The sequence below is a fragment of the Pararhizobium sp. A13 genome (assembly GCF_040126305.1).
In the GTDB taxonomy this organism is placed as follows: Bacteria; Pseudomonadota; Alphaproteobacteria; order Rhizobiales; family Rhizobiaceae; genus Pararhizobium.
Genome location: NZ_CP149510.1, coordinates 1,512,295 through 1,536,150, shown reverse-complemented (window position 1 = coordinate 1,536,150; position 23,856 = coordinate 1,512,295). Strand labels below are relative to the sequence as shown.

The window sequence follows — 23,856 nt, the reverse complement described above, 5'->3', positions numbered from 1 at the left end:
AAGGACAGGACCGCCATGACAGACGTTAAGCCGCAGGACGACAAGCCCCTTTTCGGGCGGCCGTGGATCTTCATCCGCGGCGTGCCGTCGATGAAGTTCCTGCCGCCGGAAGGCCCGCTGGAGATCGCCTTTGCCGGCCGCTCCAATGTCGGCAAGTCGTCGCTGATCAATGCGCTGGTCGGCCACAAGGGTCTCGCGCGCACCTCCAACACGCCGGGCCGCACCCAGGAACTCAACTATTTCGTGCCGGACGGCTTTTCCGGCGAGGCCGGCGACCTGCCGCCGATGGCACTCGTCGATATGCCCGGCTATGGCTATGCACAGGCGCCGAAGGAACATGTCGACGCCTGGACCAAGCTGGTCTTCGACTATCTGCGCGGCCGCTCGACGCTGAAGCGCGTCTACGTGCTGATCGACAGCCGCCACGGCATCAAGAAGAACGACGAGGAAGTGCTCTCCCTGCTCGACAAGGCGGCGGTGTCCTACCAGATTGTGCTGACGAAGACCGACAAGATCAAGGAACCGGCGGTTCCGAAGCTGATTGCCGAAACACTGGAAAAGATCAGGAAAAGACCGGCCGCATTCCCGGAAGTCCTTTCCACTTCCTCGGAAAAAGGCAACGGTCTCGAAGAGCTGCGCAGCGCCATCCAGACTGCAATCACCTCTTAATTCGGGGTGTCACACTACCCCGACAGCAAATGTGCTCTATCTCCCGGCGCGGGGTAGCCTTGCGGCAACCTGCGAGACGTCAAGCGTTGAGGGAGAAACGACATGTCTGATCTGATTGTCATTGGCTTCGACAACACGGACGAAGCCGACAAAGTGCTTCTGAAGCTCAATAAGCTGAAAAAGGAATATTTGGTCGATCTCGAGGATGCTGTCGTCGTCGTGCGTGACGAGGCCGGCAAGGTTCACCTGAAACAGAGCATGAACCTGACCGCGATCGGCGCAACCTCCGGCCTCTTGAGCGGTGCATTGTGGGGCGGGCTCGTCGGCCTTCTGTTCCTCAACCCGCTTGCAGGCTTTGCCATCGGCGGCGCGATCGGCGCAGGCACAGGCGCCCTCTCTGGCTCGCTTGCCGACTACGGCATCGATGACGACTTTATCAAGTCGCTCGGCGAAACCATTCCCAGCAACTCCTCGGCGCTTTTCGTGCTCGTGCGCAAGGTGCAGCCGGAAAAGGTGCTGGCGGAGCTCTCCGGGCTGCGCGGCAAGGTGATCAAGACCTCGCTCTCGCCCGAGCAGGAAACCAGGCTGCAGGAAGCGCTCTCCGGCACCCAGCCGCAGTCGCCGACACCCGGTACCTTCTAGGGCAGCGTGCGGGTGCCAAAAGTGGTCATTGATCGGCGTCTGATCGACGGGTAAGGGAGTTTCGTTCCTCCCGCCGACAGGCCATCCATGCTGCTCTTGAAACTCACCCTCGTTCCCGCCTTTCTGCTCGCTGTTTCACTGGCAAGCAAAAAATGTGGGCCCGCGATCGCGGGGTGGTTTTCCGCGCTTCCAGTGGTCGCCGGTCCGATCCTGTACCTGCTCGTGTTGGAACACGGACCCTACTTCGGCAGCGAGGCGGCAACCCTTTCCATCTATGCGATCGCAGCGTCCGAAGCCTTTAATGTCGCCTATGCCTGGACCTGCCGCTCCAAGGGTTGGGTTGTCTCAGTGATGGTCGCGCTCACCGTGTGGTGCGCCGTCGCCTTCGGCCTTTCGACGCTGCCAGTCTCGGCCCCCCTCGCCCTCGTCTGCGCACTGGCGGCAGTGCTCTTTTCGCAGACCTTCCTGCCGCGCAGCCGCTTCGCAGCGACGGGCAAAGCGTTGGGACGGGGCGATATCCTCACCCGGATGCTGGCGGGCGCGGCGCTGACCGTCGCGGTCACGTCGCTCGCCTCAGCCGCCGGTCCCGGCTGGAGCGGCCTTCTCGCCGTGTTCCCGCTGCTCGGCATCGTCCTGTCCGCCTCGTCCCATCGCGCGGCGGGGCCGGAATTCGTGATCGCGCTTTTGCGCGGCATGGTGCTCGGTCGCTTCGCCTTCGCCGCCTTTTGCCTGGTGCTGGTCGTGTGGCTACCGCGCGGCGATGCCAACCTCGTCTTCGCCGGCGCCGCGGTCGTGTCGCTTGCAGTGCATGGGCTTAGCAAAAAGCTCATGCACCGCGGTCGCGTCGCCGCATCCCTGGCCGCCGAAAGCGACTGATGGCGCTCAAGCCGTCGCCGGCGTAAACGTCATCGCCATGCCGTTGATGCAGTGACGCATACCGGTTGGCGGCGGGCCGTCGTCGAAGATATGCCCCAGATGGCCGCCGCAGCGGCGGCAATGACATTCGGTGCGCGTCATGAACAGCGACGTGTCCTCGCGCGTGCCGATGGCGTTCGGCAGCGCCTCCCAGAAGCTCGGCCAGCCCGTGCCGCTGTCATATTTCGCTTCCGAGGAATAGACCGGCAGGTCGCAGCCGGCGCAATGGAAGATGCCCTTGCGCTTCTCGGTGTTGAGGGCGCTGGTGAACGGCCGCTCGGTATCCTCATGGCGCAGGATCCGATACTGCTCGTCCGTCAGCATCGCCTTCCACTCCGCATCGGTTTTCGTCACCTCGAATTTTTCGCCCGTTTCCGCGGCAACGCCTTTCTGCGTGAAGCCGCGAAAGGCGGCGGCTGCCAGAACGGCGGTGCCGGAAAGAAGAAAGAAGCGGCGGCGTGTCATAATCGTTCTCCCGATTGCCGGCTGTGCCCGGCAATCCTTTGCAGTCAACCTAATGTTCCCCACTGCGGACAGCAAAACAAATGCCGATCAATCCCGCGTGAGGAAAGACTTGAATACGGATGAAAAAGGCCACCGGAAACGGCACCGGTGGCCTTGAGGCCGGAAGAGACTGGTTCCCGGCCCGGAGCCGAAAATGCATGAATGCATCCGGCCCGCAAAGGTGTGCCGACCAGGTCAGCTCTTCGGCAGCAGCACCTTGTCGATCACGTGAATAACGCCGTTCGACTGCTTGACGTCGGCGATCGTGACGGTCGCCACGCCGCCGGTTTCGTCGGTCAGCGTGATCTTGCCGCCGTCGGCCTTGGCCTTCAGCACGCAGCCGCCGACCGTCTTGACGTCATGCGTGCCGCCATCGTCCATCACCATCTTGCTGATGGCATCGGACATCGCATTGGCCGACACCACATGGCAGGTCAGCACCTTGGTCAGCATGTCCTTGTTTTCCGGCTTCAGGAGCGTATCCACCGTGCCGGCAGGCAGCGCATCGAAAGCCGCATTGACCGGCGCAAACACCGTGAAGGGACCGGCGCCCTGGAGCGTTTCGACGAGGCCAGCGGCCTTGACCGCCGCAACCAGCGTCGTGTGATCCTTCGAATTCACCGCATTTTCGACGATATTCTTGTTGTCGTACATCGGAGCACCGCCGACCGTCGGGTTTCCGGCGTGGGCAGCAAAGGCGCCGGCAGCCAGTATCGAAGCAACGGTCACCGTGCGCAGTATGGACTTGAACATCTCTATTCCTTCCTGTTGATCTCGTCGACCCGCCTTGCGGGTCTCTCCCAATTTCTGGAGTTCATGTTCTCTGCGCAGAGGACAAAGCGAGTAACGGCGGGCTCTAGAAAAGAGTTTCAGGAAAATTCAGAAACTTCCAACGAACTGAAATTCAAGTGCTTTTTTTAAAATTATCGGCAAAGGAAATGAAAAATGCCGCGCAACATAGGCGCAGCATCTGGTAGGTCATGGCTAACCCACAGTCAAAGTCTCAGGGCAGCCGCGTCTTGCCGGCAGCGACGACAGGTCCCGTCGCAGTGCCTGTCGGCGAGCCGCCGAACGGTTCGACGCTGACGGCGAGCGTGACACCCTCGCCGAACTTCGCGCGCAGTTCCGGCGCGATGACGATCTCGCCCTCGCCCGTCTGCGGCAGGACGCCGAGGGATTTGGCGGGATTGTCGCCCTCGATCAGCCAGACTTCCAGCGACTTGGCCTCTGCCTGCCTGGCAGCAACCGGCGTCACCTTCAGAGCACCGGTGCCGGCGTCATACTGCGCCAGCAGATTGATCGCGGCGCTGCCCTCGCCAGCAAGCTCGGCGACCAGTGGCCGCTTCTGGCTCACGGGTTCAAGGATGCCGGATGCAAAGGTTGCAATCGTGACGAGACCGGCAACGGAGGCCAGGGTCAAAATCCGCCAGAAAGGCAGCGAGTTCCAGAACCCACCGGTTACGGCTGCCGGCGGCTCCGAAAAGAGCCGGCGCTCGATCGCGGTGAAGACCTGCGGCGGTGGCTGCAGCGGTTCATAGCTTTCGTCGAAGGAGGAGAGATTGCTTTGCCAGTGTTTGACCATCGCCGCAAAGGCGCGGTCGAGGACCATGCGCGCCTCCACCTTGCGACGGTCGTCGGCAGAGAGAACACCAAGCACATATTCGCCCGCGATCACCTGGTCGCGGCGAGAATCTCCGCTTTCGGGGTCCTGTGTGGTCATCGCTCCATGCACTCTCTCAGTTTCAAAAGACTGCGGCGCAGCCATGTTCGCATCGTGTTCAGCGGAACGCCGAAAAGTCCGGCAAGTTCCTGGTAGCTCAGCCCTTCGACATAGGCCTTGCGCACCGCATTCGCGCGGTCTGCCTCAAGCTGGCCCATGCAATTGTCGATTTTGCGGCCCTCTGCCTTGTTGATGGCGGATTTTTCAGGATCCGGAGCAGAATCGGCCAAATCATAGGCCTCGTCAATCGTGTTTGCCACAGGCTTTCGCGCTCTCAACTGATCGATCGCATGATTGCGTGCGATCGCCGAAAGCCAGGACATCGGATTGGTTTCACCGGCGACGTACCGGTCGGCGCGCTGCCATATCTTGATGTAGATTTCCTGCAGCGCTTCTTCCGCTTCAGCCCTGTCCCGCAAGATACGCACGCAAATGGCGAAAAGTTTCGGACTGGTCTGCTTGTAGAGCGCCGAGAACGCCGCGCGGTCCTTCAGCGAAACCCGGCCGATCAGCGTGGAAATATCGTCAATGCCCATGAAAGCTTCCGGTCCTCGCCCCTTCAGCGGCGAACATAGGGCGGAAATCCGGGGATAAAAAGGGAGGTCCAGCAGATAAAACCGGCTGCGAAAGCCCATGTCACACCGGCTTTATCTTTGACGCGGATCATTCCCTCCGCCGGAAACTTGCGCTAAACAGCAGCCGGTCAATTTCGAGGTATTTCCATGTCCGCATCCGAAAGCGAAATCCAGGCAGATCTTCTCGCCAAGGCCCTGCCCTATATGCAGCGCTACGAGAACAAGACGATTGTCGTCAAATATGGCGGCCACGCCATGGGCAATCCCGAGCTCGGCAAGGCCTTTGCCGCGGATATCGCGCTTCTGAAGCAGTCGGGCGTCAACCCGATCGTCGTCCACGGAGGCGGCCCGCAGATCGGCGCGATGCTGACCAAGATGGGCATCGAATCGAAATTCGAAGGCGGCCTGCGCGTCACCGACGCCAAGACCGTCGAGATCGTCGAAATGGTGCTCGCCGGCTCGATCAACAAGGAAATCGTCGCGCTGATCAACCAGACCGGCGAATGGGCGATCGGGCTCTGCGGCAAGGACGGCAACATGGTCTTTGCCGAAAAGGCCAAGAAGACCATCAAGGACCCGGATTCCAACATCGAACGCGTGCTCGACCTCGGCTTCGTCGGCGAGATCGTCGAAGTCGACCGCACGCTGCTCGACCTGCTCGCCCGCTCCGAGATGATCCCGGTCATCGCCCCGGTGGCGCCCGGCCGCGATGGCCATACCTACAACATCAATGCCGACACCTTTGCCGGCGCCATTGCCGGGTCGCTCAATGCCACCCGCCTGCTCTTCCTCACCGACGTTCCCGGCGTGCTCGACAAGAAGGGCGAGCTGATCAAGGAACTCTCGGTCGCAGAAGCGCATGCGCTGATCAAGGACGGCACGATTTCCGGCGGCATGATCCCGAAGGTCGAGACCTGCATCGAAGCACTCGCCCGAGGCGTCGAAGGCGTCGTCATCCTCAACGGCAAGACGGCGCATTCGGTGCTGCTCGAGATCTTCACGGAGCATGGTGCGGGAACGCTGATCGTTCCGTGATGTTGGTTGACAAACCGACTTCGGCCGTACTCAACCGGAAACCCTTCCCACCTGATGCGGCGGCGTCTTGGGTAAATGCAACCCCCTGCCCCCGTCATCCTCGCCCTTATGGACCCTTGTGGCGGGGATCCAGCGACGCGACGTCCGTCGGGTCAAAAGACTCTTTAAGCCCAAGGACTTGGGCTTGTTGGATTCCTGTGCCAAGCACAGGAATGACGGACGTTGAAGCAATGCGCAGCGTCAGACCCGCTGATAAATCCCGCTGGCCTCGCCCTTCAGCCACTCGATCATCGCCCGATACGGCCCCGGCCCGTAGCTAACGCGCCCGACGCCCAGGCCCCCCAGCGTCTTCACATCCGGCACACCCTGCCGCATCATGATGTTGACCGGAAGGGCGACGGCCTCGCAGACGCGGCCGATCAGGTCGGGGTTCGACAGGCCCGGCACGAAGAAGCCACTGGCGCCGGCCTCGGCGTAAGCCGCGGCCCGTTCGATCGCCTCGTCCACCAGTGGGGCGTGGCGGACGGGATCGGAGAGCTTCAGGAACAAATCGGTGCGGGCATTGATGAAGAAGGGCACGCCCTTCTGATCAGCTGTCGCCCGGATCGCCTTGATCCTTGCTGCCTGCGCCTCAAGCGTGTGCAGCCCGCTGCCGCCGACCACCTGGTCCTCGAAATTGATACCGACGGCGCCGACGTCGATCACCCGTCCGACATTCAGCGCCGACTCGGCGGCATCCTCGGCATAGCCGCCTTCAAAGTCGATCGACACCGGCAGGTCGGTCGCCGCCACGATGGCGCGGGCGATATCGACGAGCTGCAGCAGCGGAATTTCCTGGCCGTCACCATAGCCGTTGGCAGCCGCCACCGACCAGCTTCCGGTCGCCAGCGCCTTGGCGCCGGCTTCGGCAACGGCCTTGGCGGTGCCGGCATCCCAGATATTGTAGAGCACAACCGGATCGCCCTTGCGGTGCAGGTCCGTGAACGCCTTTGCCTTCTCCACCTGGTTCATCGTTTTTCCTCCGAAAACAATCCCAGTGGTCTTCATGCCGCAAAAGCCACCGCTTGCGCCAGAGGCAGCCGTCAGATTTCGCGGGTCTGTTCGGTCAAACCACCAGCAGCATGACGACGCCGAGAACGATCAGCAGGCAGCCGATCACCTCCAGCCGGTTGATCCACTCGCGGAAGATGAAGACGGCCGAGGCAAAGGTGAACAGCATCTCCACCTGCGCCACCACCTTGACGATCGCCGCCTGCTGCAGCGTCATCGCCATGAACCAGCCGAAGGAGGCCGACGCGCCGGCAAAACCAACCAACACACCCGGCCGCCAGGCGGCAATCACCCGCTTCAACTCCTCCGGCTGTCGCAGCAGTATCCATGCAAGCATCGTTGCGGTCTGCAGCAGAATGACGAAGCCGAGCGTAAAACTCGCCTGCATGACGAAATCCGGCTGCGGCAGGCTGGGCGCCAGCGCCAGCGAGGCGGAGCGGTAGGACACCGCCGACAGACCGAAGAAGGTGCCGGACAGAAGACCGACCCCGGCCGTTCGCGTGAAGACCGAGGTCACCAGCGACCGGACGCTGAGCGGCGTGCGCGCCACCGAAATGATCATCACGCCGACGACCGAAATCGCGATCGCCATCAGAGTTCCCCGGCTTGCCGTCTCGCCGAGGAAAATCAGCCCGAATAGTGCCGCCTGCGCCGGCTCCGTGCGCGAATAGGCGGTTCCGACCGCGAAATTACGGAAGGAAAACAGATGCACCAAAAGGAAGGTCGCGACGATCTGCGACATCCCGCCGATCACCGCCCAGAGAAAGAAATGCCCGTCCGGCACCGGCAGCGGCCGGTCGAAGCCGCGCCAGAGGATGGCGAGATAGAGGAGCGCAAAGGGCACGCCATAACCGAAGCGCACGAAAGTCGCCCCGGTCGTGCCCATGACGCCCTTCAGATGTTTCTGCATGGCGGAGCGGATGTTCTGCAGGAAGGCAGCCGCGACGGTGATGATGATCCAGGTTTGCATGGCTGCGGGCTAGCACGCAGGTCCGGACATTGCCAAGTACGGCGGACGACTAAAGACGGTTCAGGCCGAGTTTTCCTGAGCGGCCGGCGTGTCCGCGGCCTGCCTGAAGGTCAGCGGGGGTACTTCCTCCTCGAATTTCTTCACATGCTGGTCGTAGTTCGGCGAGACTGTGCCCAGGACACGGTCCCAGAACGAGAAGTAGTTGCCGTAGTTGTACCGGAATCCCGAGTGGTGCTGATCATGGAAGGTCGTGCACAACATCGGGGAGGGATAACGCGCCGTCGACGAGGCAAAATACTCGAATCCGCAGTGGCCGAACATGCCGTTGAAATGCTCGAACAGTCTTTGTCCCACCAGAATGGCCGGCGGGAACGGGACGACGAAGACAATGACGGCCGAAAAACTCTGCAGGAGAAAATTGTCCAGAACATCCTCCGAATAGGTGCTCCAGATCGTCGGTGCGACACTTTTATGATGAAGAGCGTGCAGCGGGTAGAGCCACTTGGTGTGCAGCAGCCGGTGCATGAAATAGAACCAGGTGTCGTAGAGGAACATGACGAGGATAAACAGCGGCACCGCCGCCCACCAGTTGAAGGCCCAGGGCACAGGCGCCCAGCCTTTTTGCTGGGCATAGAGGCCGATCGTCACCGGTAGGCAGGCGCTGAACATCGAAGCCAGGCTCTGGCGGATTTCCGCCTTGCGGCGTTTACCTGGGCCGCGCCCCTTCTGAATCTTCCGCTCCGGATTGCGGTCGTTGACCCAGGTCAGGCCGTAGCCGAGGGCGAAATAGGTAACGACTGTCGTGGCGTAGAAACCGAACAGAAATATAAGATAGAAGAGTTCATCCGACATCGGTATTTGCAGCTCCTGAGCCAAAACCGTCCCGGCGCGAAACGTGCCACATCGTTTTGGCAATTCAAAGTGGAAATGCGCGCAGCGATCATAAAGTCCATTTCCTCGCCACATTCGCCATGCCATAAGGCCCCATGGCCTCCATTGACAAACTGCCGAACCCGCGCGATTTCGCCCATGTCACCGACTGGGTGTTCGACCTCGACAACACCCTCTACCCGCACAGCGTCAATCTGTTCTCGCAGATCGACCGCAATATGACGGCCTATGTGGCGGCCTTGCTGACGATGGAGCCGGCGGAAGCCAAGACGCTGCAGAAGCAATATTACCGGGATCACGGCACGACGCTGCAGGGGCTGATGATCCATCACGGCATCGATCCGAACGATTTCCTGGAAAAGGCGCATGCGATCGACTATTCCGTCGTGCCTGCCGATCCGGCGCTGGGCGAGGCAATCCGCACGCTGCCCGGCCGCAAGTTCATCTTTACCAATGGCAGCGTCAAGCATGCCGAAATGACGGCGCGGGCGCTCGGCATTCTCGATCATTTCGACGATATCTTCGACATCGTCGCTGCCGATTACGTGCCGAAGCCTGCCGGCGATACCTACCACAAGTTCATGAGCCTGCATCGGGTCGATACCCGCAATGCCGTCATGTTCGAGGACCTGCCGCGCAATCTCGTCGTGCCGAAGGCGCTCGGCATGAAAACCGTATTGCTGGTGCCGCGCAATTTCGAATACGAATTCGCCGAGGCCTGGGAAAAGACATCCGACGGCGACGCACAGGTCGATTACGTTACCGAGGATCTGACGGGTTTCCTCACGCGGCTTGTTTCCGAAGGTTGATGAAAATCCCCTTCGAAGGGCCGGCGCTTAGACCGCCGGTCCTTCTGGCAGGGCGTCACCCGTACCTCAGACAGGCGCCTTACGCAGCCACCCTCCGGCCCGTCTTCCTTACGCGCACGTAAACCCAATCGAGCACGAGCATCACGACCAGCGAAACACCGACCAGCGGGAACACGATCCCGCCGACGATCAGCATCGCGATCAGGCCACGAAACACGCGTCTGTCCGCCGGCAGCGGCGGCACGCCGAGCGAGCCTCTGGGACGCCGCTTCCACCACATGACGCCGGCTGAAACGGCAAGCAGCACGATCAGCAGGCAGACGATCGTCAGAACGATCTGGTTCAACAGACCGAATTCCTGGCCGAGATGGACATTGATGCCCCATTCGAGCGCCTTGCCGAGCGGACCGTAGTCGGCATAGCTCATGTCGATCAACGGCTTGCCGGTATACTGGTCGAGATGCACGACCCGCTGCTCGGCGAGGTCGTCCGGATAGACGGAGCCGGTATAGACGCCGTCGCTGGCCTTCGGAACGCTGACGGCATAGCCGCGATGCAGGCCAAGTTGATCGAAGATCGCCACTGCCCGATCGAGACCGATCGGCCCGGCCGACCCATGCGCGGCGGCGGAAGGCGATTGCGGGATTTTCGCCTGCCCCAGCGACCAGGAGGTCTTGGCAACATGGTCGAGATGCTCGTCCGACATCGGCACGGCGACGCGAACACCGGCCGGATAGCCGAAATTGTTGCCGTTCGCCCATTCGTTGACCTTTTCGCCCCAGACGCCGGACCAGGGCATCCCGGTGACGGCCAGAAAGACGATGAAGAAGCCGACAAGAATGCCGCTGACGGCGTGCGTGTCGCGCCAGAAGACCCGCTGTTTCGGCGTGCCGCGAATGCTGAGCACGCCGCCCGTCTGGTTGCGCGGCCACCAGAGATAGATGCCGGTCGCGACCAGCAGGGTCGACCAGCCCGCGGCGATCTCGATCAGCGAACGCGCGAAGGAGCCGAAATATTTGAGGCTGTGCAACGTGCGGATGGTCCACATGACAGTGCCGCGGTCCGGAAGCGAGCCCAATACCTTGCCGTCATAGGGGTTGACATAGACGGCGTACTTGCCGGCGGTTTCGTAGCAATGGTGATTTCCGCCGACGAGGTGGGGCTTGGCGGACCGATGAACTTCACCGCCGTGCCGGGATAGGCCGCAAGCGCCGAAGCGATCATCGCCGAGGGTTGAACTTTCACCGCGTTTTCGGTGATGGCGACTGTTTTCAGATCGGCGTGCACGATCGCATCGATTTCGTCGCGGAAGAGATAGAGCGCGCCCGTCACCGCCAGGATGACGAGGAAAGGCAGGACCATGAGGCCGGCGTAAAAATGCCAGCGCCAGACGGCGCGGTAAAGGTCGGACGCGGAACGCACGGCAGGGCCGGCATCCACGCGCCCGATAGTGATATCGGGCATGAGATTTCTCCAGATGGGAAGATTTTGGCCGCAGGCGAGCGGCCTTGAGCGTTCACGCAGCGGAGAAGACTGGAGGCGCCCGCGCCTCGGCAACAAGGCCGATTGCAGGCAAAGGCGGCACGAGATGGTCCGGGATGACCTCGACGGTCGTCCAGAGACCATCCGGCCGGACGAGTGTAGCCGCTGCGACGGGGATCGCAGCAACAAGAGCTTGCGACTGCTGGCAGAGCGTAGCGCAAGGGCATTGTGCATGCTTGACCGGCCCGTCGACCGGTTTCGTATGTGCCGCCGAACCAGGCTCGTCGGCAAAACAGAGAATATTGAACGGATCGGCGGCTGCCGCGGCCATCCCCCCTTGGGCGAAACCGGCGGAGAGACCCTGCAGCAACAGGACGACCGCAAACAGCGCCGAAATGGCGCTGAAGGAAATCCGGTCTTTGACGATCTGCCGCAGGATATGCATGAAGGCTCACATGCCACAGCTGCCGCCGCGTGTCACTGCGGCAGAATGTGAATTTCGCCAACGCTGGCGTGCGGTCATGCGCTAGCGAACGCCGGACGCCATCGGCACCTTCTTGGGATCCATCGTCTGGTAGAATTTCGAGATGATCTCCCAGGCCTCGTCCGCGGTTTCGACAAACTGCAGGAGATCAACATCATTGGGCGCTATCGTGCCGAATTCGGCCAGCGCCTCGAAATTGATGATCTTGCGCCAGAATTTCTCGCCGAACAGGATCAGCGGCACCAGCGCCAGGCGGCCGGTCTGCATCAGCGTGATCGTCTCGAACAGTTCATCAAGCGTGCCGAAGCCGCCCGGAAACACCACGACCGCCTTGGCGCGCAGCAGGAAGTGCATCTTGCGGATGGCGAAGTAGTGGAAGTTGAAGGAAAGTTCCGGCGTCACGAAGCGGTTCGGCGCCTGCTCGTGCGGCAGCACGATGTTGAGCCCGATCGAGGGCGCGCCGATTTCGGCGGCCCCGCGGTTTCCTGCCTCCATCACGCCCGGCCCGCCGCCGGTGACGACGACATATTCCGTGTAGCCCGACTCCGCCGAATGCTGCGAACACAGCGTCGAAAACTTCCGAGCCTCTTCGTAGTAGATCGACGCAGCCGTCAGGTTCTTGCGCTGCGTCTCGTTCCTCGCCGCCCAGGCGTCGCCGCCGGGTTCAGGAATGCGCGCACCACCGAACATCACGATCGTCGAATTGATCCCGCGCTCGGAGAGGACCATTTCGGGCTTCAGAAGCTCGAGTTGCAGCCGCACGGGGCGCAGTTCCTCACGGGACAGAAAATCGTCGTCCGTATAGGCGAGCCTGTAGGAGGGCGACATCGATTGCGGTGTCTGCGGCACGCCTGCTGCCCGCGCCCGCGCCTGCCGGCTGTCGACCAGCGGATCCCAGACCCCGTCCTTGCGCCGCAAATTCCGCTTCTTCATTCTTGCCATGTCACACTTTCCTGCCGCAAACCGGCAGCCTTTCATCGCTGCCGGATGCTCCTTCGACTATACGGGGCGCTACGATCAAATCACCGCAGCCATTCCCGTGACATACACCTTCATCCATCGCCGACCGCAACCGAAAAGGCTTCAATTTTTCGGGATCATGCTCTAGAGCATGTTCACGATAGACGCCGAAGTTTAAGGAATTCCGATGACGAACCATGATCTCGCTTCCCTGTCCCAGACCATCGACACGGCTTTCGACAATCGCGACAGCATTACCACGTCCACCAGGGGCGAAGTGCGCAACGCCGTCGAAGCCGCGCTCAACCTGCTCGATGGCGGCAAGGTGCGAGTGGCCGAGCGCGGCGCGGACGGCAACTGGACCGTCAACCAGTGGCTGAAGAAGGCGGTCCTTCTTTCCTTCCGCCTCAGCCCGATGGAAATCATCAAGGGCGGTCCGGGCGACGCCGCCTGGTGGGACAAGGTTCCCTCCAAGTTCGACGGCTGGAGCGTCAACGAGTTCGAAAAGGCTGGCTTCCGCGCCGTACCCAACGCCATCGTCCGCCGCTCGGCCTATATCGCTCCAAATGCCATCCTGATGCCGTCCTTCGTCAATCTCGGCGCCTATGTCGGCGAAGGCACGATGGTCGATACCTGGGCAACGGTCGGTTCCTGCGCCCAGATCGGCAAACATGTACACCTGTCCGGAGGCGTCGGCATCGGCGGCGTGCTGGAGCCGATGCAGGCCGGTCCGACGATCATCGAGGACAACTGCTTCATCGGCGCCCGCTCGGAGGTGGTCGAAGGCTGCATCGTGCGCGAGGGCTCGGTGCTCGGCATGGGCGTCTTCATCGGCAAGTCGACCAAGATCGTCGACCGCGCCACCGGCGAAGTCACCTATGGCGAAGTGCCGCCCTATTCGGTGGTCGTCGCCGGTTCCATGCCGTCGGGCAATGCCACCATGGCAAACGGCCAGCCTGCACCGAACCTCTACTGCGCCGTCATCGTCAAGCGCGTCGATGAGAAGACCCGTTCCAAGACTGGCATCAACGAACTGTTGCGGGACTGACCGATGCCTGCGGAGGGGCAGCAGACCATGCAATGGCTGTTCTTCAGCCCCTCCGGCCGCCTGAGCCGCTTGCCCTATTTCCTCGGCTGGCTGTTCTGGGTGGCGATCAGCGGCTTCGTGCTGACCCGCATGTTCGCCAATGAGGGGAACGACATTGCGCTGGCGCTCTGGACACTGATCCTGGTCGTGAGCGGCCTCGTCTCGACCGCGTCGATCGTCATGCTGACGATCAAGCGCCTGCACGACATCGGCTATCCCGGGCCGCTCGCCATCTGCCTGTTCATTCCGGTCTTGAGCCCTGTCGTCTTCATCACGCTCTGTCTGTGGCCTGGCAAGCCCGAAGCCAATGAATACGGGCCCTGAAAACGCCGGCCTTATTGCAGCGGCATCTGGAAGGTGAAACAGGTTTCATCCGGCGTGGAGGAAACCGAAAGCCTGCCATTGTGCGCCTTGGCGATCTCCGAGGCGATGTAGAGCCCGAGACCCAGCCCCTGCAGATTTGCCTTGGCGGAGGCGCGGACGAAGGGCTTGAACAGGTCCTTGACGACCGTTTCCGGAATCGGCTCACCCGCATTTGCCACCGCAAGCTCGAAGCGATTGCCCGCAATTGCCGAGCGAACCCGGATGGGTGTCTCCGGGTCGCCATGCGTCAATGCGTTGGCGAGCAGGTTGGACAGAAGCTGGCCGATCCGGCCCTCGTCGCAGCGCACCAGCGCCTCGGTAAAATCGGCCTCGATCGTCCGGCCCGGATTGGTCATTCGCAGTTCCGCCACCACCTGCTCCATCACCGGCTTCAGCGGAACCCGGTCGGCCTGCTCCACGGGGATGCCGCCGCCGAGCCTGCCGCGGGCGAAATCGAGCACGTTGTCGATCAGGCCGGACATGCGCGAAATGCTGGACTGCATCAGCCCGAGTACGGTCTTGCCCTTCTCGTCCTCGACTGAACGCTGCAGCATGCGCGTGCCGGCATCGAGCGAAGCCAGTGGATTGCGCAGGTCATGCCCCAGCACAGCAATGAACTGCTCGCGCAATTCGTTGCCCTGCCGCTCCTGATCGATACGGTCATGGGTATCGAGATGAAAGGCAATCAGATTGGCGAAGAGCTGGAACATGCCGACGGTTTCCGGCTTGTTCAGTTCGCGCGGCACGGTATCGATGGCGCAGAGCGTGCCGAAGAAGGAGCCATCGGCAAGCGTGATCGGCATGGAGATATAGCTCTGCAACCCGTAGATCGCCGGCGTATGGTGGCTGGAATACGCCGGGTCGTCGGCGACGTTGTCGATGATCACCGCCTGCTGGTGTTCCCGGATCTCGTTGCAGATGGTCGTCTCGATCTTCAGTTCTCCGCCGGGCTCGAGCCCGAAAGCGATTTCGTCGCGAACGCTGCAGGCGATCCACCGGTCTGCCGTCACCCGCGCCACCGCCGCAAAGCGCATGCCGGTCGTCTTGCAGACGACATCGAGGATGGTCGGCACGGCCTGGATTTGCGCGATGGCGTCGACGGCAGCGATGGGATCGTTCAAAGCACTACTTTCGATCGACAGGTATTTTCGGATCCCTTCTATGTCGGTGCATTACCGCCGGGATGCAAGCTTCCGATGGACACGACACCGTAAACTGCGGCTCTACCGCATCATGCCTTCGGTTCGAACGGCTGCGGGCGCCGGGCAGCGCTCTGCCGCTCGAGCATCCAGCCGGGATATTCCGGCGGCAATGCACTGACGGCATCAAGCCGTGCGAGGTCGTCGGCGTCGAGCCGCAGCTTCACCGCCTTGAGGTTCTCTTCCAGTTGCTCCACCCGCTTGGCGCCGATGATGACGCTGGTGACGAAGGGTTTGGAGAGAATGTAGGCGAGCGCGACTTCGGCGACGCTGGCATCGTGCTCGGCCGCGATCTCGCGCATGGCCGCAACGCATTCCCAGGCGCGGTCCTTGTCGACCGGCGGGAAATCGAAAGTCGCCCGGCGCCCCTCGCCATTGCCCGGAGCACCCGGACCGTATTTGCCGGAAAGCAGCCCGCCTGCCAGCGGCGACCAGACCATGAGCCCCATCTTCTCCTCGGTCAGCAGTGGCACGATGTCCCGCTCGAGGTCACGCCCAGCGATCGAATAATAAGCCTGCAGGCTGTCGAACCGGGCATAGCCCTTGCGCTCGCAGACGCCCAGCGCCTTGGCGATCTTCCAGGCCTGCCAGTTGGAGACGCCGACATACCGAACGAGGCCACGCGACACCAGATCGTCCAGCGCCCGAAGCGTCTCGTCGATCGGCGTGACCGTATCGGTCGCATGGATCTGGTAGAGATCGATGTGATCCATCTGCAGCCGCTCGAGGCTCGCCTCGACCGAATCCATGATGTGCCCGCGCGAGGCACCGCGATCGTTCGGCCCCTCGCCCATCTGGCCATAGACCTTGGTGGCGATCACCACATCCTTGCGCTTGACCCCGAGATTGCGCAAGGCCTGCCCGAGCAGCCGTTCCGAATCCCCGAAGGAATAGACATCGGCCGTATCGATGAAATTGACGCCCGCTGCCAGAGATTTCTCGACGATCCGGTCGGCTGCATCCTGGTCGACATCGGCGATCGCGCCCCAGAAGCCGCCATCAGCCGCGCCGAAGGTCATCGTTCCCAGGCAGATCTCCGAAACGAACAGGCCGGTATTGCCAAGCTGATTGTAACGCATGGTGTGTCTCCGTGTGTTTTTCAAAGAATTCAAAAGGCGGGAAGGCCCGGCAGCGCGGGCTGCGGATGATGTCCAGGTAGGGCGCGAAAGGCATTTTGCCAGCGTGACGGCGCAAATTTGTGCCGCGCTAGTCACCGGCTCACGCCGCGGCCTTCTCGCCAAACCGCATGACGACCTCGAAACCGTCCTTCCGCCCCGTCGCCGGCGACAGGATCTCGAAGTGAACGTTCATCTGCTGCAGCAGCCGTTCGGCGATCGACAGGCCGAGGCCGGAACCGGGAGACATCGTGGCTCCGCGGCCGAACCGCTTGCGGATGACTGCAAGTTCATCTGGCGTCAGTGGCGCGGCATCGTTGACGATCCGCAGCACGCCGCCCTTTTCCAGGCGGACGACGACCGGCTCCTCGGCCCGGCCATGCAGCAGGGCGTTCTCGATCAGGTTGCGCAGGACGATGGCGAAAGCGTCTTCGCTGTAGGGGCCTTCCAGGGTCGCCCCCTTTTCCCGCTCGAAACGCAACCTCGATGAGGCCTGACTGCTCCGCTCAAAATCGGTCAGCACCAGGTCGAGGACACGGGCCAGATCGACATTCGTGCTGCCCGCTCCGATCCCGGCCTCGGCGCGGGCCAGCTGCAGCAGTTTTTCGGCGGTATGACCGAGATTGACGAGCGAGGCTTCGATCTGCTGGGCCCGGCGCTTTTCCGGTCCGTCGAGCTCGGCGATCAGCATCTGCGTCTGCGCCAGCGCGCCGGCGATCGGCGTGCGCAGTTCGTGCGCGCTGTTTGCCGTGAACTCACGCTCGGCATCGAAGGCCGCCTGCAGGCGTGTCAGGAGATGGTTGACGGAGCGGGCGATGGGCTGGAGCTCGCGCGGCAGCATGCGCGATGGCACAGGCGCCATGTTGCCGCCGTCCTTCTCCTCGATCGCCCTGCGCAGGTCATCGACCGGCGCCAGCGTCCGGCGCACGATCAGCCAGATCAGGCCGATGCTGACGGGAATAAGCACCAGCACGGGCAGGAAAAGCGCCAGGCCACCTTCGGTGATCGCCTCGTTGCGGTTGGCCATCGCGTCCGCCACCTGCACGAAGACCGTGCCGTCGGCGCTTCTGGCCGTATAAAACTGGAAGTCGTCGTTTCCCCAGAAGCCGCGCTTCAGCGGCGCTTCGAACGCTTCCACCGGCGCATCATGCGAGCGAATAAGGACATGGCCTTGCGTATCGCGGACCTGGTAGACGAGATATTCGTCGCCGATGTCCTCGGCCTGCCGCCGAAGATGCTGCGGCGAGGAGGGGCCTTGCCGGCGCTGCAGGTCATCGAGGACGAGCGGCAACAGCCGCTCGGCCGTTTCCTGCAGCGAACCGTCGAAGAACTCGCCGAATTCATCCTGCATCACGGAAATGCCGAGGCCGGCGGCGATCAGCCAGAAGGCGGTGGTCGCGCCCGTCAGCCAGAGGATCAGCCGCCGCGTCATGCTTTGCCGGCTTGGTCTTTGCTGCGTCACGCCGGTGCCCCGATCTTGTAGCCGACACCGCGCACCGTCACCACGTGATCCCTGCCGAGCTTCTTGCGCAGGCGGCTGACATAGACCTCCACCGTATTGCTTTCGATCTCCGAGCCGAAGGCATAAAGCGCCTCCTCGATCTGCGCCTTCGAGATGACGGCACCGGGCCGGGCAAGCAGCGTGTCAAGCACGGCCCATTCGCGGCCGGAGAGCCCGACCTCCTCGCCGCCGGCAAAGACGCGCCGGTCGACCGGGCTGATCGTCACGTCGCCGAAGCGGATCTCCGGCGAAATATTGCCGCCATAGCGGCGGATGACCGCAAGCATGCGGGCGCTGAGTTCGCCGAGATCGAAGGGTTTGACGAGGTAATCGTCGGCGCCGCTGTTCAAGCCTTCGATCCGGTCGGAGATCTGGTCGTGCGCCGTGAGGATGATGACGGGCGTTGCCATACCCGCCGCCCGCAGTTCCCTCAACAGGGCAATGCCGCTGCCGTCCGGTAGCCTGAGATCGAGAAGAATGAGCCCATACGTAACGGTGCGCAGCGAGACGCGCGCATCCTCGAGCGTCTTCATCCAGTCGACGGCGTGGTCGGCCGCCGCGACATGATCGCGAACCGCCTCCCCCAGAATGATGTTGTCCTCGACAAGCAGAACGCGCAAGCCGCTGGTCCTCGTTCCGATCAGCTGTACCGGCATTCTTATTCCCTCTTTGGCCTGCGTCGTCAAACGGCTTGATGGACATGGCAAAGCACCCGCTGCCCGTTGCCGGGAGCAGGTGCCACACAGCAGATGAGCTGCGACCGGTCTGCGCGCTCGGTTTCTGGGCCGATTTTCTGACAGGAACCTGAACGGGGGCTCGGAATGCGCAGCACGAGCAGCACCGCCACGGTGCAATGCGCGTCACATTCAGCCTGGTGTCAGGATCGATCGGCAGACTTGCCGTCGGCCCTTGGAGATTCTTGTTTGAAAGCGCCTCGCATGCACCTTGGACTGCTATATGTCGCCTTCCTGATCCTGGTCATCGCGACGATCCCGTTCGCCCAGCTTGCCGGACGGCAGCCACGGGCAATCAACTATGAGCAGCCCACCGCGCTTGCAGTTCACCTGAATCCGATGAAGCTCTAGAACACGGCAGGATCCCACCAAAACGCGCCGTCGAGCCGCATCCGCGCGATCGGCTGCCGCAGCGCGCTACTCGGCCGCAACCTGTACCCGCAGAGCGGCAATGTCGCGTAGCGGCGACTGGCCATAGAGCCGGGTGTATTCCAGTCCGAACTGGGATGGGCTTTGGTATCCGACCGTATGCCCGGCCGTTCCGGCGTCCATATTCTCGACCAGCATGAGGCGTCTCGCCTCGTTGAGGCGCAGTTGCTTCTGGTATTGCATCGGCGTCATTGCCGCGACGGCCTTGAAGTGATGATGCAGCGACGAGACGCTCATGCCCACGTGATCTGCCAGATCCTCGATCCGCAATGGCCGGGCATAGTTTTCCCGCAGCCAGGCGATTGCCTTGGCGATCCGGTTTCCGGGGCTGTCCGCCGTGGCGATCTGGATCAGCCGCGGCCCGTATGGGCCTGTGAGGAGGCGGTACAGGATTTCCTGTTCGATGAGAGGGGCCACACCGGCAATGTCCTTTGGAGTATCAAGGAGGCGCAGATAGCGGAGCGTCGCGTCCAGCAGCGCCGGCGAAGCCTTGTTGACGGCAAGGCCCCGCGCTCCGTCGGCCGTTGCCGCGACGGATGGAACGACGATCCGCTGCAGCACCTCGCGCAGCCGTTCGGGATTGATCACCATGCCGAGACCGAGGTGCGGCGCCTCCAGACTTGCCTCAGTGATCCGGGCGGTAACCGGCAGGTCGAACGACACCACGAGATAGTCACCGACGCCATAGTGATAGACCTCCTGCCCGAGCGTCACGCTTTTCGCGCCCTGGGCGACGAGGCCGAATGTCGGCCGCTGCGCCACGTGCGACGGGTGCGTCGGAGCCGTCTGGCACCCAAAGAACAGGCCCTCGATATGGGTGGCCAAAAATCCATTTCCGGACATGTAGCGGGAAATGATCGACGCGATTTCCGCGAAAGTCTCGGATTGATCTTGCATGGGACAGCACAGCTTTATGGGTTTTCGACGGTTTCGACGGTTTCGACGGTTTCGACGCTAGCCGATATATCCGCCGCGGGAAACGCGCGAGATCAAGATTTGCAGGATCGCGTATAAATCTCGGAGGATCGCTATACCACCCTTGCCCTTATCCATCGCATCTTTGACCGGCCGAATAAGCGAAGGACGAAACCGCATGACGAGGCTGCAAGGAAAGATCGCGATCGTGACGGGAGCATCAGAGGGCGTTGGCGCAGGCATCGCCAGGTACCTCGCAGCCGAAGGGGCTGCCGTCGTGCTCAACTCCGCTACAGACCCGGAGGGGGTAGGCCGCGTCGCCACAGGCATCACGACGGCCGGCGGCAGGGCAATGGCCCTTCATGGCGACGCTTCGAAATCCGAAGACGTGAAACGCATCTTCAGGATCACGAACGATGCGTTCGGCAAGCCGGACATCGTCGTGAATGCGGGAAACTTCCCGTCCGACTCCATGGACAAGGCCCCCGAAGCCGACGCGCACCGCCAGTTCGACGTCGACGTCTTCGGCACCTTCCTCATGTGCCAGGAAGCAGCCCGCCAGTTCGGCAACAATGGCGGCGTCATCATCAACATGAGCTCGGTCGCCAGCCGGGACCTTGCACGGAACCGGGCGACCTATTCCACCACCAAGGGCGTTGTCGAAACGTTGACGCTTGGACTGTCTCATGAACTCGGACCGCGGGGAATCCGCGTCGTCTCCATCGATCCAGGCGATTTCGAAACGGATGACCGTTCGGAGCCTGGCGTCACCGAGGAGATCATGCGGCACGTCATCTGCCCCGTGCCATGGCGCCGCGCCGGAGAGCCCACCGATGCCGCAGTCTTCGTCAAGAGCAAACAGCTCGTGGTATCGGCCGGCTGGCGCGGATGGTGAACGAGGCCGAGCCTCGGACGCCTTGGCCACGCTTGGGCCGATAGAAGCGGTCATTCTAGGCGGTTGTTATAGAGGCGCGCGCCTTGGGGGCCGCCACGTTCACGGTGGCAGCTGGCTTTGTTTGCTGTCGCCATAACTGAAGATCTCCTCGATGGTCGCCTCTGAAAACCTCCAGTTATTCCCAGGTAGTGACGTCGGACCCGGAGTCTCGGCCACGAGATCATCCCTTTTGACAAGCAAGTCTACCAGATGTCGGCCAACCCCGGAGTAAAAGTTATGTTTGCTGCCAGGCCTTGGTTGTCACGGCAATGAAGACCGTCCGCTGCAGAAGATTTTCCGGCATCATGTCACACTGCCATTGTCGCAACTGCTACGCCGTCCCCGAGATTTTCCAGTCGAAATCATCCCCGCCGATCCCCGCCCTTGAAACCTGTGCCATGATCATGCCGTTCCGTCATCGGCTACCCCGCGAGGCGTCGCGGCGAGGCGGAACCGGTGCCGGGTGGAGGAAGGACGTGAGCCTTTGCCCGGTGGACTGTCAGAAAATGGTTTCCCTTCCGCCTGAAACAGCGGCGGGGCTTGCCTGTGGGGCACACAGGAGAGGATCGGAAGGACGGCAACGTCCTTCGTGGCGCGGAGAGCCCCAAGAACAGCACGGACCCCGCGAACACCATCCCCGGAAGGGCGTCGTCTCGCAGAGAAACCGGAGTTGCCAGTCGACCAACACCGAACGGGGCGCTGGAAGGCGCCATATCAATTACTTAGTCTCGGCACCTCCCAGCGCCCCGGCCAAGTAAACAGGCGAGCCAAATCACGGCGGAATTTTCCGGCGTGGGTGATGGTGTTGCGGCTGCCCCCACCTCCCCTTAAGGGGGAGGTCGAGCGGAACGCGCGGGTGGGGTGAGCGCCAGGGGCGCACAGAGTTCACCCACCCCGGAGCTGCGCTCCGACCCTCCCCCTCAAGGGGAGGGTGAAAGCTGCCGCCCGCCAACGATCGTGGGCAAGTCCGCGGACATGACGGAGGCGAGAAAACGCGCAATGACGACAATGCCAGACAGCGCAGCTTGCTTCTCCCCCGTGACAGTCCGGTGGGGATCGGCTACACCAACCCCTTGAAGACAACAGGCCTTTCTTGATGACAGCTACCGATCCCGTCGCCAATCTCGCCACCCTGATTCGCTGCCCCTCCGTGACCCCTGCAGAAGGCGGCGCGTTGAGTGCGCTCGAAACCATGCTGAAACCGCTCGGTTTTGCCGTCGATCGGATGATGGCCACCGAGGATGGCACGCCGGACATCGAAAACCTCTATGCCCGCCTCGGCAACGACGGTCCGCACCTGATGTTTGCCGGCCACACCGATGTCGTGCCGGTCGGCGACGAGGACGCCTGGACGCATGGCCCCTTTTCGGCCGATATCGCCGCCGGCGAGATGTATGGCCGCGGCGCCGTCGACATGAAGGGCGGCATTGCCTGTTTCGCTGCCGCCGTCGCCCGCCATATCGAGAAGAATGGCAAGCCGCATGGCTCGATCTCCTTCCTGATTACCGGCGACGAGGAAGGCCCGGCGATCAACGGCACCGTAAAGCTGCTCGAATGGGCGGCGGCGAAGGGCGAGCGCTGGGATGCCTGCCTCGTCGGCGAGCCGACCAATCCGGACCGTCTCGGCGACATGATCAAGATCGGCCGGCGCGGCTCGCTGTCGGGCACCATCACCGTGCACGGCGTGCAGGGCCACGCCGCCTATCCGCATCTCGCCGACAGCCCCGTGCGCGGCATCCTCGCCCTGACGCAGGCGCTGATGGATCCGCCCTTTGATGGCGGTACCGACAATTTCCAGCCGTCCAATCTCGAGGTGACGACGATCGACGTCGCCAACAAGGCGGTCAACGTCATCCCGGCCAAGGCGACGGCGAGATTCAACATCCGCTTCAACGACAGCTGGGACGCCGATGGCCTGAAGGCCGAGATCGTCGCCCGCCTCGACCGCGCCAGCGCCGACAGCGTCCTTCGTCCCGGCCGCCCGCCGGTCAGATACGACATCGTTTGGAGCGAGCGCCCGAGCCAGGTCTTCCTCACCCGCAACAACGCGCTGATCGCCTCGCTGTCCGGCGCCGTAGAGGCCGTCACCGGCCGTGAACCGAAGCTGTCGACCACCGGCGGCACGTCGGATGCGCGTTTCATCAAGGACTATTGCCCAGTCGTCGAATTCGGCCTGGTTGGCCAGACCATGCACATGGTCGACGAGCGTGTTGCCGTTGCCGATCTTGAAACGCTGACGCAGATCTACGAAACCTTCATCAGCCGCTGGTTTGACCATGCCGCAGATTGAGGAGATCGGCAATTACATCAAGGGAATCTGGCTGCTGATCCTCGGCGACAGGAGCGGTTTTGACTGGCTCGACATCACCGCGCTCGGTGTCTGGCGCTCCTTTGCCGCCTTCCTCTGGTGCCTGCCGGCGATGGCGGTCGGCTGGGCAGCCTGGCGCCTCTACTATCTGGCGAATATGCCGCAGGGGGCCGAAACGGGGCTGGTCTTTATCCTCAAGCTACTCTTCGTCGACATGGCCATGTGGGTCGTGCCGCTGGTCCTTGTGGCCGCCCTCGCAAAGCCGCTCGGCTACCCCGAACTGCTTGCGCCGATCATCATCACCAGCAACTGGCTGGCCGTGCCCACGGTCTATGCGATGGCTGTTCCGCTTGCGATCAGGCTGGTCATTCCGAACAGCGAGGGCCTGACAAGCCTGCTGTCGCTGGTCCTTCTGCTGGCGAATTTCACCGCGATTTTCCGGCTGGTGAAAACCATCGCCAAAGACCAGACGCTGCTCGCCTCGGCACTTTCCGCCCTGCTGATCCTGCCCTCGCTCATGCTCAGCGAAAGTCTTCCGCGCGTGCTCGGCCTGATGCCGGCCTGA

General features: G+C 62.4%; 25 protein-coding genes and 1 pseudogene. 11 read left to right on the top strand and 15 right to left on the bottom strand.

Going from position 1 to position 23,856, the window contains the following annotated elements; all coding sequences use genetic code 11:
* Positions 1-15: 15 nt before the first annotated feature.
* The 3 genes from yihA to WI754_RS07400 all read left to right on the top strand — a co-directional run bounded on the left by yihA (position 16) and on the right by WI754_RS07400 (position 2,187).
* Positions 16-669, top strand: a complete 654-nt coding sequence (gene yihA / locus WI754_RS07410) for a ribosome biogenesis GTP-binding protein YihA/YsxC (protein WP_349437052.1) — start codon at positions 16-18, stop codon at positions 667-669.
* A gap of 102 nt (positions 670-771) precedes the next feature.
* Entirely contained in the window at positions 772-1,311 is a 540-nt protein-coding gene (locus WI754_RS07405) for a DUF1269 domain-containing protein (RefSeq protein ID WP_349437051.1), read from the top strand.
* Positions 1,312-1,398: 87 nt separating this feature from the next.
* Positions 1,399-2,187, top strand: coding sequence for a hypothetical protein (locus WI754_RS07400; protein WP_349437050.1), 789 nt, complete (start codon positions 1,399-1,401; stop codon positions 2,185-2,187).
* A 6-nt stretch (positions 2,188-2,193) separates the two neighbouring features.
* Here the strand turns inward: WI754_RS07400 and msrB are convergent, their stop codons facing one another.
* The 4 genes from msrB to WI754_RS07380 form a co-directional block, all read right to left on the bottom strand.
* Positions 2,194-2,691 carry a peptide-methionine (R)-S-oxide reductase MsrB gene (gene msrB, locus WI754_RS07395; protein ID WP_349437049.1) on the bottom strand — a complete coding sequence of 166 codons (498 nt, stop codon included), beginning with the start codon at positions 2,689-2,691 and terminating at the stop codon, positions 2,194-2,196.
* 234 nt (positions 2,692-2,925) lie between these two features.
* A complete protein-coding gene (locus tag WI754_RS07390) occupies positions 2,926-3,483 on the bottom strand; it encodes a fasciclin domain-containing protein (protein WP_349437048.1) in 558 nt (185 codons plus the stop codon).
* Between the two features lie 250 nt (positions 3,484-3,733).
* Positions 3,734-4,450, bottom strand: coding sequence for an anti-sigma factor (locus WI754_RS07385; RefSeq protein ID WP_349437047.1), 717 nt, complete (start codon positions 4,448-4,450; stop codon positions 3,734-3,736).
* A complete protein-coding gene (locus tag WI754_RS07380; RefSeq protein ID WP_349437046.1) occupies positions 4,447-4,986 on the bottom strand; it encodes a sigma-70 family RNA polymerase sigma factor in 540 nt (179 codons plus the stop codon). The genes WI754_RS07385 and WI754_RS07380 overlap by 4 nt, the downstream gene beginning before the upstream one ends.
* 186 nt (positions 4,987-5,172) lie before the next feature.
* Here WI754_RS07380 and argB point away from each other — a divergent pair, with 186 nt between their 5' ends.
* Entirely contained in the window at positions 5,173-6,060 is an 888-nt protein-coding gene (argB, locus tag WI754_RS07375; protein WP_018323957.1) for an acetylglutamate kinase, read from the top strand.
* Between the two features lie 240 nt (positions 6,061-6,300).
* Here the strand turns inward: argB and WI754_RS07370 are convergent, their stop codons facing one another.
* The 3 genes from WI754_RS07370 to WI754_RS07360 form a co-directional block, all read right to left on the bottom strand.
* Positions 6,301-7,071 (bottom strand): isocitrate lyase/phosphoenolpyruvate mutase family protein, encoded by a 771-nt coding sequence (locus WI754_RS07370; protein WP_349437045.1) that lies wholly within the window; start codon positions 7,069-7,071, stop codon positions 6,301-6,303.
* Positions 7,072-7,165: 94 nt separating this feature from the next.
* The gene (locus WI754_RS07365) at positions 7,166-8,080 is read right to left on the bottom strand and encodes a DMT family transporter (RefSeq protein WP_349437044.1); all 915 of its coding nucleotides are present in this window, start codon (positions 8,078-8,080) and stop codon (positions 7,166-7,168) included.
* Positions 8,081-8,140: 60 nt separating this feature from the next.
* Entirely contained in the window at positions 8,141-8,932 is a 792-nt protein-coding gene (locus WI754_RS07360) for a sterol desaturase family protein (RefSeq protein WP_349437043.1), read from the bottom strand.
* 134 nt (positions 8,933-9,066) lie between these two features.
* On the opposite strand from WI754_RS07360, the gene WI754_RS07355 reads away from it, so the two are divergent.
* On the top strand, positions 9,067-9,780 hold the full coding sequence (locus tag WI754_RS07355) for a pyrimidine 5'-nucleotidase (protein ID WP_349437042.1): 714 nt from the start codon (positions 9,067-9,069) through the stop codon (positions 9,778-9,780).
* Positions 9,781-9,859: 79 nt separating this feature from the next.
* On the opposite strand, the pseudogene WI754_RS07350 reads toward WI754_RS07355, so the two are convergent.
* From WI754_RS07350 to WI754_RS07340, 3 genes and pseudogenes are all read right to left on the bottom strand, one after another.
* A pseudogene (locus tag WI754_RS07350) lies at positions 9,860-11,244 on the bottom strand (PepSY domain-containing protein).
* A 52-nt stretch (positions 11,245-11,296) separates the two neighbouring features.
* Positions 11,297-11,707, bottom strand: coding sequence for a hypothetical protein (locus WI754_RS07345; RefSeq protein WP_349437041.1), 411 nt, complete (start codon positions 11,705-11,707; stop codon positions 11,297-11,299).
* Between the two features lie 81 nt (positions 11,708-11,788).
* The gene (locus WI754_RS07340) at positions 11,789-12,688 is read right to left on the bottom strand and encodes an LOG family protein (protein WP_349437040.1); all 900 of its coding nucleotides are present in this window, start codon (positions 12,686-12,688) and stop codon (positions 11,789-11,791) included.
* Between the two features lie 205 nt (positions 12,689-12,893).
* Here WI754_RS07340 and dapD point away from each other — a divergent pair, with 205 nt between their 5' ends.
* Positions 12,894-13,754 (top strand): 2,3,4,5-tetrahydropyridine-2,6-dicarboxylate N-succinyltransferase, encoded by an 861-nt coding sequence (dapD, locus tag WI754_RS07335; protein ID WP_349437039.1) that lies wholly within the window; start codon positions 12,894-12,896, stop codon positions 13,752-13,754.
* Positions 13,755-13,757: 3 nt separating this feature from the next.
* Positions 13,758-14,117, top strand: coding sequence for a DUF805 domain-containing protein (locus WI754_RS07330; protein ID WP_349437037.1), 360 nt, complete (start codon positions 13,758-13,760; stop codon positions 14,115-14,117).
* An 11-nt stretch (positions 14,118-14,128) separates the two neighbouring features.
* Here the strand turns inward: WI754_RS07330 and WI754_RS07325 are convergent, their stop codons facing one another.
* The 4 genes from WI754_RS07325 to WI754_RS07310 form a co-directional block, all read right to left on the bottom strand.
* Positions 14,129-15,277 carry a GAF domain-containing sensor histidine kinase gene (locus WI754_RS07325; protein WP_349437036.1) on the bottom strand — a complete coding sequence of 383 codons (1,149 nt, stop codon included), beginning with the start codon at positions 15,275-15,277 and terminating at the stop codon, positions 14,129-14,131.
* 110 nt (positions 15,278-15,387) lie between these two features.
* Entirely contained in the window at positions 15,388-16,434 is a 1,047-nt protein-coding gene (locus WI754_RS07320; protein ID WP_349437034.1) for an aldo/keto reductase, read from the bottom strand.
* A 139-nt stretch (positions 16,435-16,573) separates the two neighbouring features.
* On the bottom strand, positions 16,574-17,902 hold the full coding sequence (locus tag WI754_RS07315) for a HAMP domain-containing sensor histidine kinase (protein ID WP_349437758.1): 1,329 nt from the start codon (positions 17,900-17,902) through the stop codon (positions 16,574-16,576).
* A gap of 26 nt (positions 17,903-17,928) precedes the next feature.
* Positions 17,929-18,591: a response regulator transcription factor gene (locus WI754_RS07310; protein WP_349437757.1), complete on the bottom strand. Its 663-nt coding sequence runs from the start codon at positions 18,589-18,591 to the stop codon at positions 17,929-17,931.
* Between the two features lie 318 nt (positions 18,592-18,909).
* Here WI754_RS07310 and WI754_RS07305 point away from each other — a divergent pair, with 318 nt between their 5' ends.
* On the top strand, positions 18,910-19,056 hold the full coding sequence (locus WI754_RS07305) for a hypothetical protein (RefSeq protein ID WP_349437033.1): 147 nt from the start codon (positions 18,910-18,912) through the stop codon (positions 19,054-19,056).
* Positions 19,057-19,122: 66 nt separating this feature from the next.
* Here WI754_RS07305 and WI754_RS07300 read toward each other — a convergent pair whose 3' ends face one another.
* Positions 19,123-19,977 carry an AraC family transcriptional regulator gene (locus WI754_RS07300; RefSeq protein ID WP_349437756.1) on the bottom strand — a complete coding sequence of 285 codons (855 nt, stop codon included), beginning with the start codon at positions 19,975-19,977 and terminating at the stop codon, positions 19,123-19,125.
* Positions 19,978-20,227: 250 nt separating this feature from the next.
* On the opposite strand from WI754_RS07300, the gene WI754_RS07295 reads away from it, so the two are divergent.
* The 3 genes from WI754_RS07295 to WI754_RS07285 all read left to right on the top strand — a co-directional run bounded on the left by WI754_RS07295 (position 20,228) and on the right by WI754_RS07285 (position 23,856).
* Positions 20,228-20,944, top strand: coding sequence for an SDR family NAD(P)-dependent oxidoreductase (locus WI754_RS07295; protein ID WP_349437032.1), 717 nt, complete (start codon positions 20,228-20,230; stop codon positions 20,942-20,944).
* A gap of 1,135 nt (positions 20,945-22,079) precedes the next feature.
* The gene (gene dapE / locus WI754_RS07290) at positions 22,080-23,273 is read left to right on the top strand and encodes a succinyl-diaminopimelate desuccinylase (protein WP_349437031.1); all 1,194 of its coding nucleotides are present in this window, start codon (positions 22,080-22,082) and stop codon (positions 23,271-23,273) included.
* Positions 23,260-23,856, top strand: a complete 597-nt coding sequence (locus WI754_RS07285; RefSeq protein ID WP_349437030.1) for a hypothetical protein — start codon at positions 23,260-23,262, stop codon at positions 23,854-23,856. Before dapE ends, WI754_RS07285 begins: the two co-directional genes overlap by 14 nt.

Excerpts from the sequence above, each read along its gene's own strand:
- WI754_RS07400 (WP_349437050.1), top strand. The coding sequence starts at position 1,399 with ATGCTGCTCTTGAAACTCACCCTCGTTCCCGCCTTTCTGCTCGCTGTT.
- msrB (WP_349437049.1), bottom strand. The coding sequence starts at position 2,691 with ATGACACGCCGCCGCTTCTTTCTTCTTTCCGGCACCGCCGTTCTGGCA.
- WI754_RS07340 (WP_349437040.1), bottom strand. The coding sequence starts at position 12,688 with ATGGCAAGAATGAAGAAGCGGAATTTGCGGCGCAAGGACGGGGTCTGG.
- WI754_RS07330 (WP_349437037.1), top strand. The coding sequence starts at position 13,758 with ATGCCTGCGGAGGGGCAGCAGACCATGCAATGGCTGTTCTTCAGCCCC.
- argB (WP_018323957.1), top strand. The coding sequence starts at position 5,173 with ATGTCCGCATCCGAAAGCGAAATCCAGGCAGATCTTCTCGCCAAGGCC.
- WI754_RS07285 (WP_349437030.1), top strand. The coding sequence starts at position 23,260 with ATGCCGCAGATTGAGGAGATCGGCAATTACATCAAGGGAATCTGGCTG.
- WI754_RS07355 (WP_349437042.1), top strand. The coding sequence starts at position 9,067 with ATGGCCTCCATTGACAAACTGCCGAACCCGCGCGATTTCGCCCATGTC.
- dapD (WP_349437039.1), top strand. The coding sequence starts at position 12,894 with ATGACGAACCATGATCTCGCTTCCCTGTCCCAGACCATCGACACGGCT.
- WI754_RS07320 (WP_349437034.1), bottom strand. The coding sequence starts at position 16,434 with ATGCGTTACAATCAGCTTGGCAATACCGGCCTGTTCGTTTCGGAGATC.
- WI754_RS07345 (WP_349437041.1), bottom strand. The coding sequence starts at position 11,707 with ATGCATATCCTGCGGCAGATCGTCAAAGACCGGATTTCCTTCAGCGCC.
- WI754_RS07385 (WP_349437047.1), bottom strand. The coding sequence starts at position 4,450 with ATGACCACACAGGACCCCGAAAGCGGAGATTCTCGCCGCGACCAGGTG.
- WI754_RS07360 (WP_349437043.1), bottom strand. The coding sequence starts at position 8,932 with ATGTCGGATGAACTCTTCTATCTTATATTTCTGTTCGGTTTCTACGCC.
- dapE (WP_349437031.1), top strand. The coding sequence starts at position 22,080 with ATGACAGCTACCGATCCCGTCGCCAATCTCGCCACCCTGATTCGCTGC.
- WI754_RS07305 (WP_349437033.1), top strand. The coding sequence starts at position 18,910 with ATGCACCTTGGACTGCTATATGTCGCCTTCCTGATCCTGGTCATCGCG.
- WI754_RS07300 (WP_349437756.1), bottom strand. The coding sequence starts at position 19,977 with ATGTCCGGAAATGGATTTTTGGCCACCCATATCGAGGGCCTGTTCTTT.
- WI754_RS07315 (WP_349437758.1), bottom strand. The coding sequence starts at position 17,902 with ATGACGCGGCGGCTGATCCTCTGGCTGACGGGCGCGACCACCGCCTTC.
- WI754_RS07295 (WP_349437032.1), top strand. The coding sequence starts at position 20,228 with ATGACGAGGCTGCAAGGAAAGATCGCGATCGTGACGGGAGCATCAGAG.
- WI754_RS07365 (WP_349437044.1), bottom strand. The coding sequence starts at position 8,080 with ATGCAAACCTGGATCATCATCACCGTCGCGGCTGCCTTCCTGCAGAAC.
- WI754_RS07380 (WP_349437046.1), bottom strand. The coding sequence starts at position 4,986 with ATGGGCATTGACGATATTTCCACGCTGATCGGCCGGGTTTCGCTGAAG.
- WI754_RS07370 (WP_349437045.1), bottom strand. The coding sequence starts at position 7,071 with ATGAACCAGGTGGAGAAGGCAAAGGCGTTCACGGACCTGCACCGCAAG.
- WI754_RS07390 (WP_349437048.1), bottom strand. The coding sequence starts at position 3,483 with ATGTTCAAGTCCATACTGCGCACGGTGACCGTTGCTTCGATACTGGCT.
- WI754_RS07405 (WP_349437051.1), top strand. The coding sequence starts at position 772 with ATGTCTGATCTGATTGTCATTGGCTTCGACAACACGGACGAAGCCGAC.
- yihA (WP_349437052.1), top strand. The coding sequence starts at position 16 with ATGACAGACGTTAAGCCGCAGGACGACAAGCCCCTTTTCGGGCGGCCG.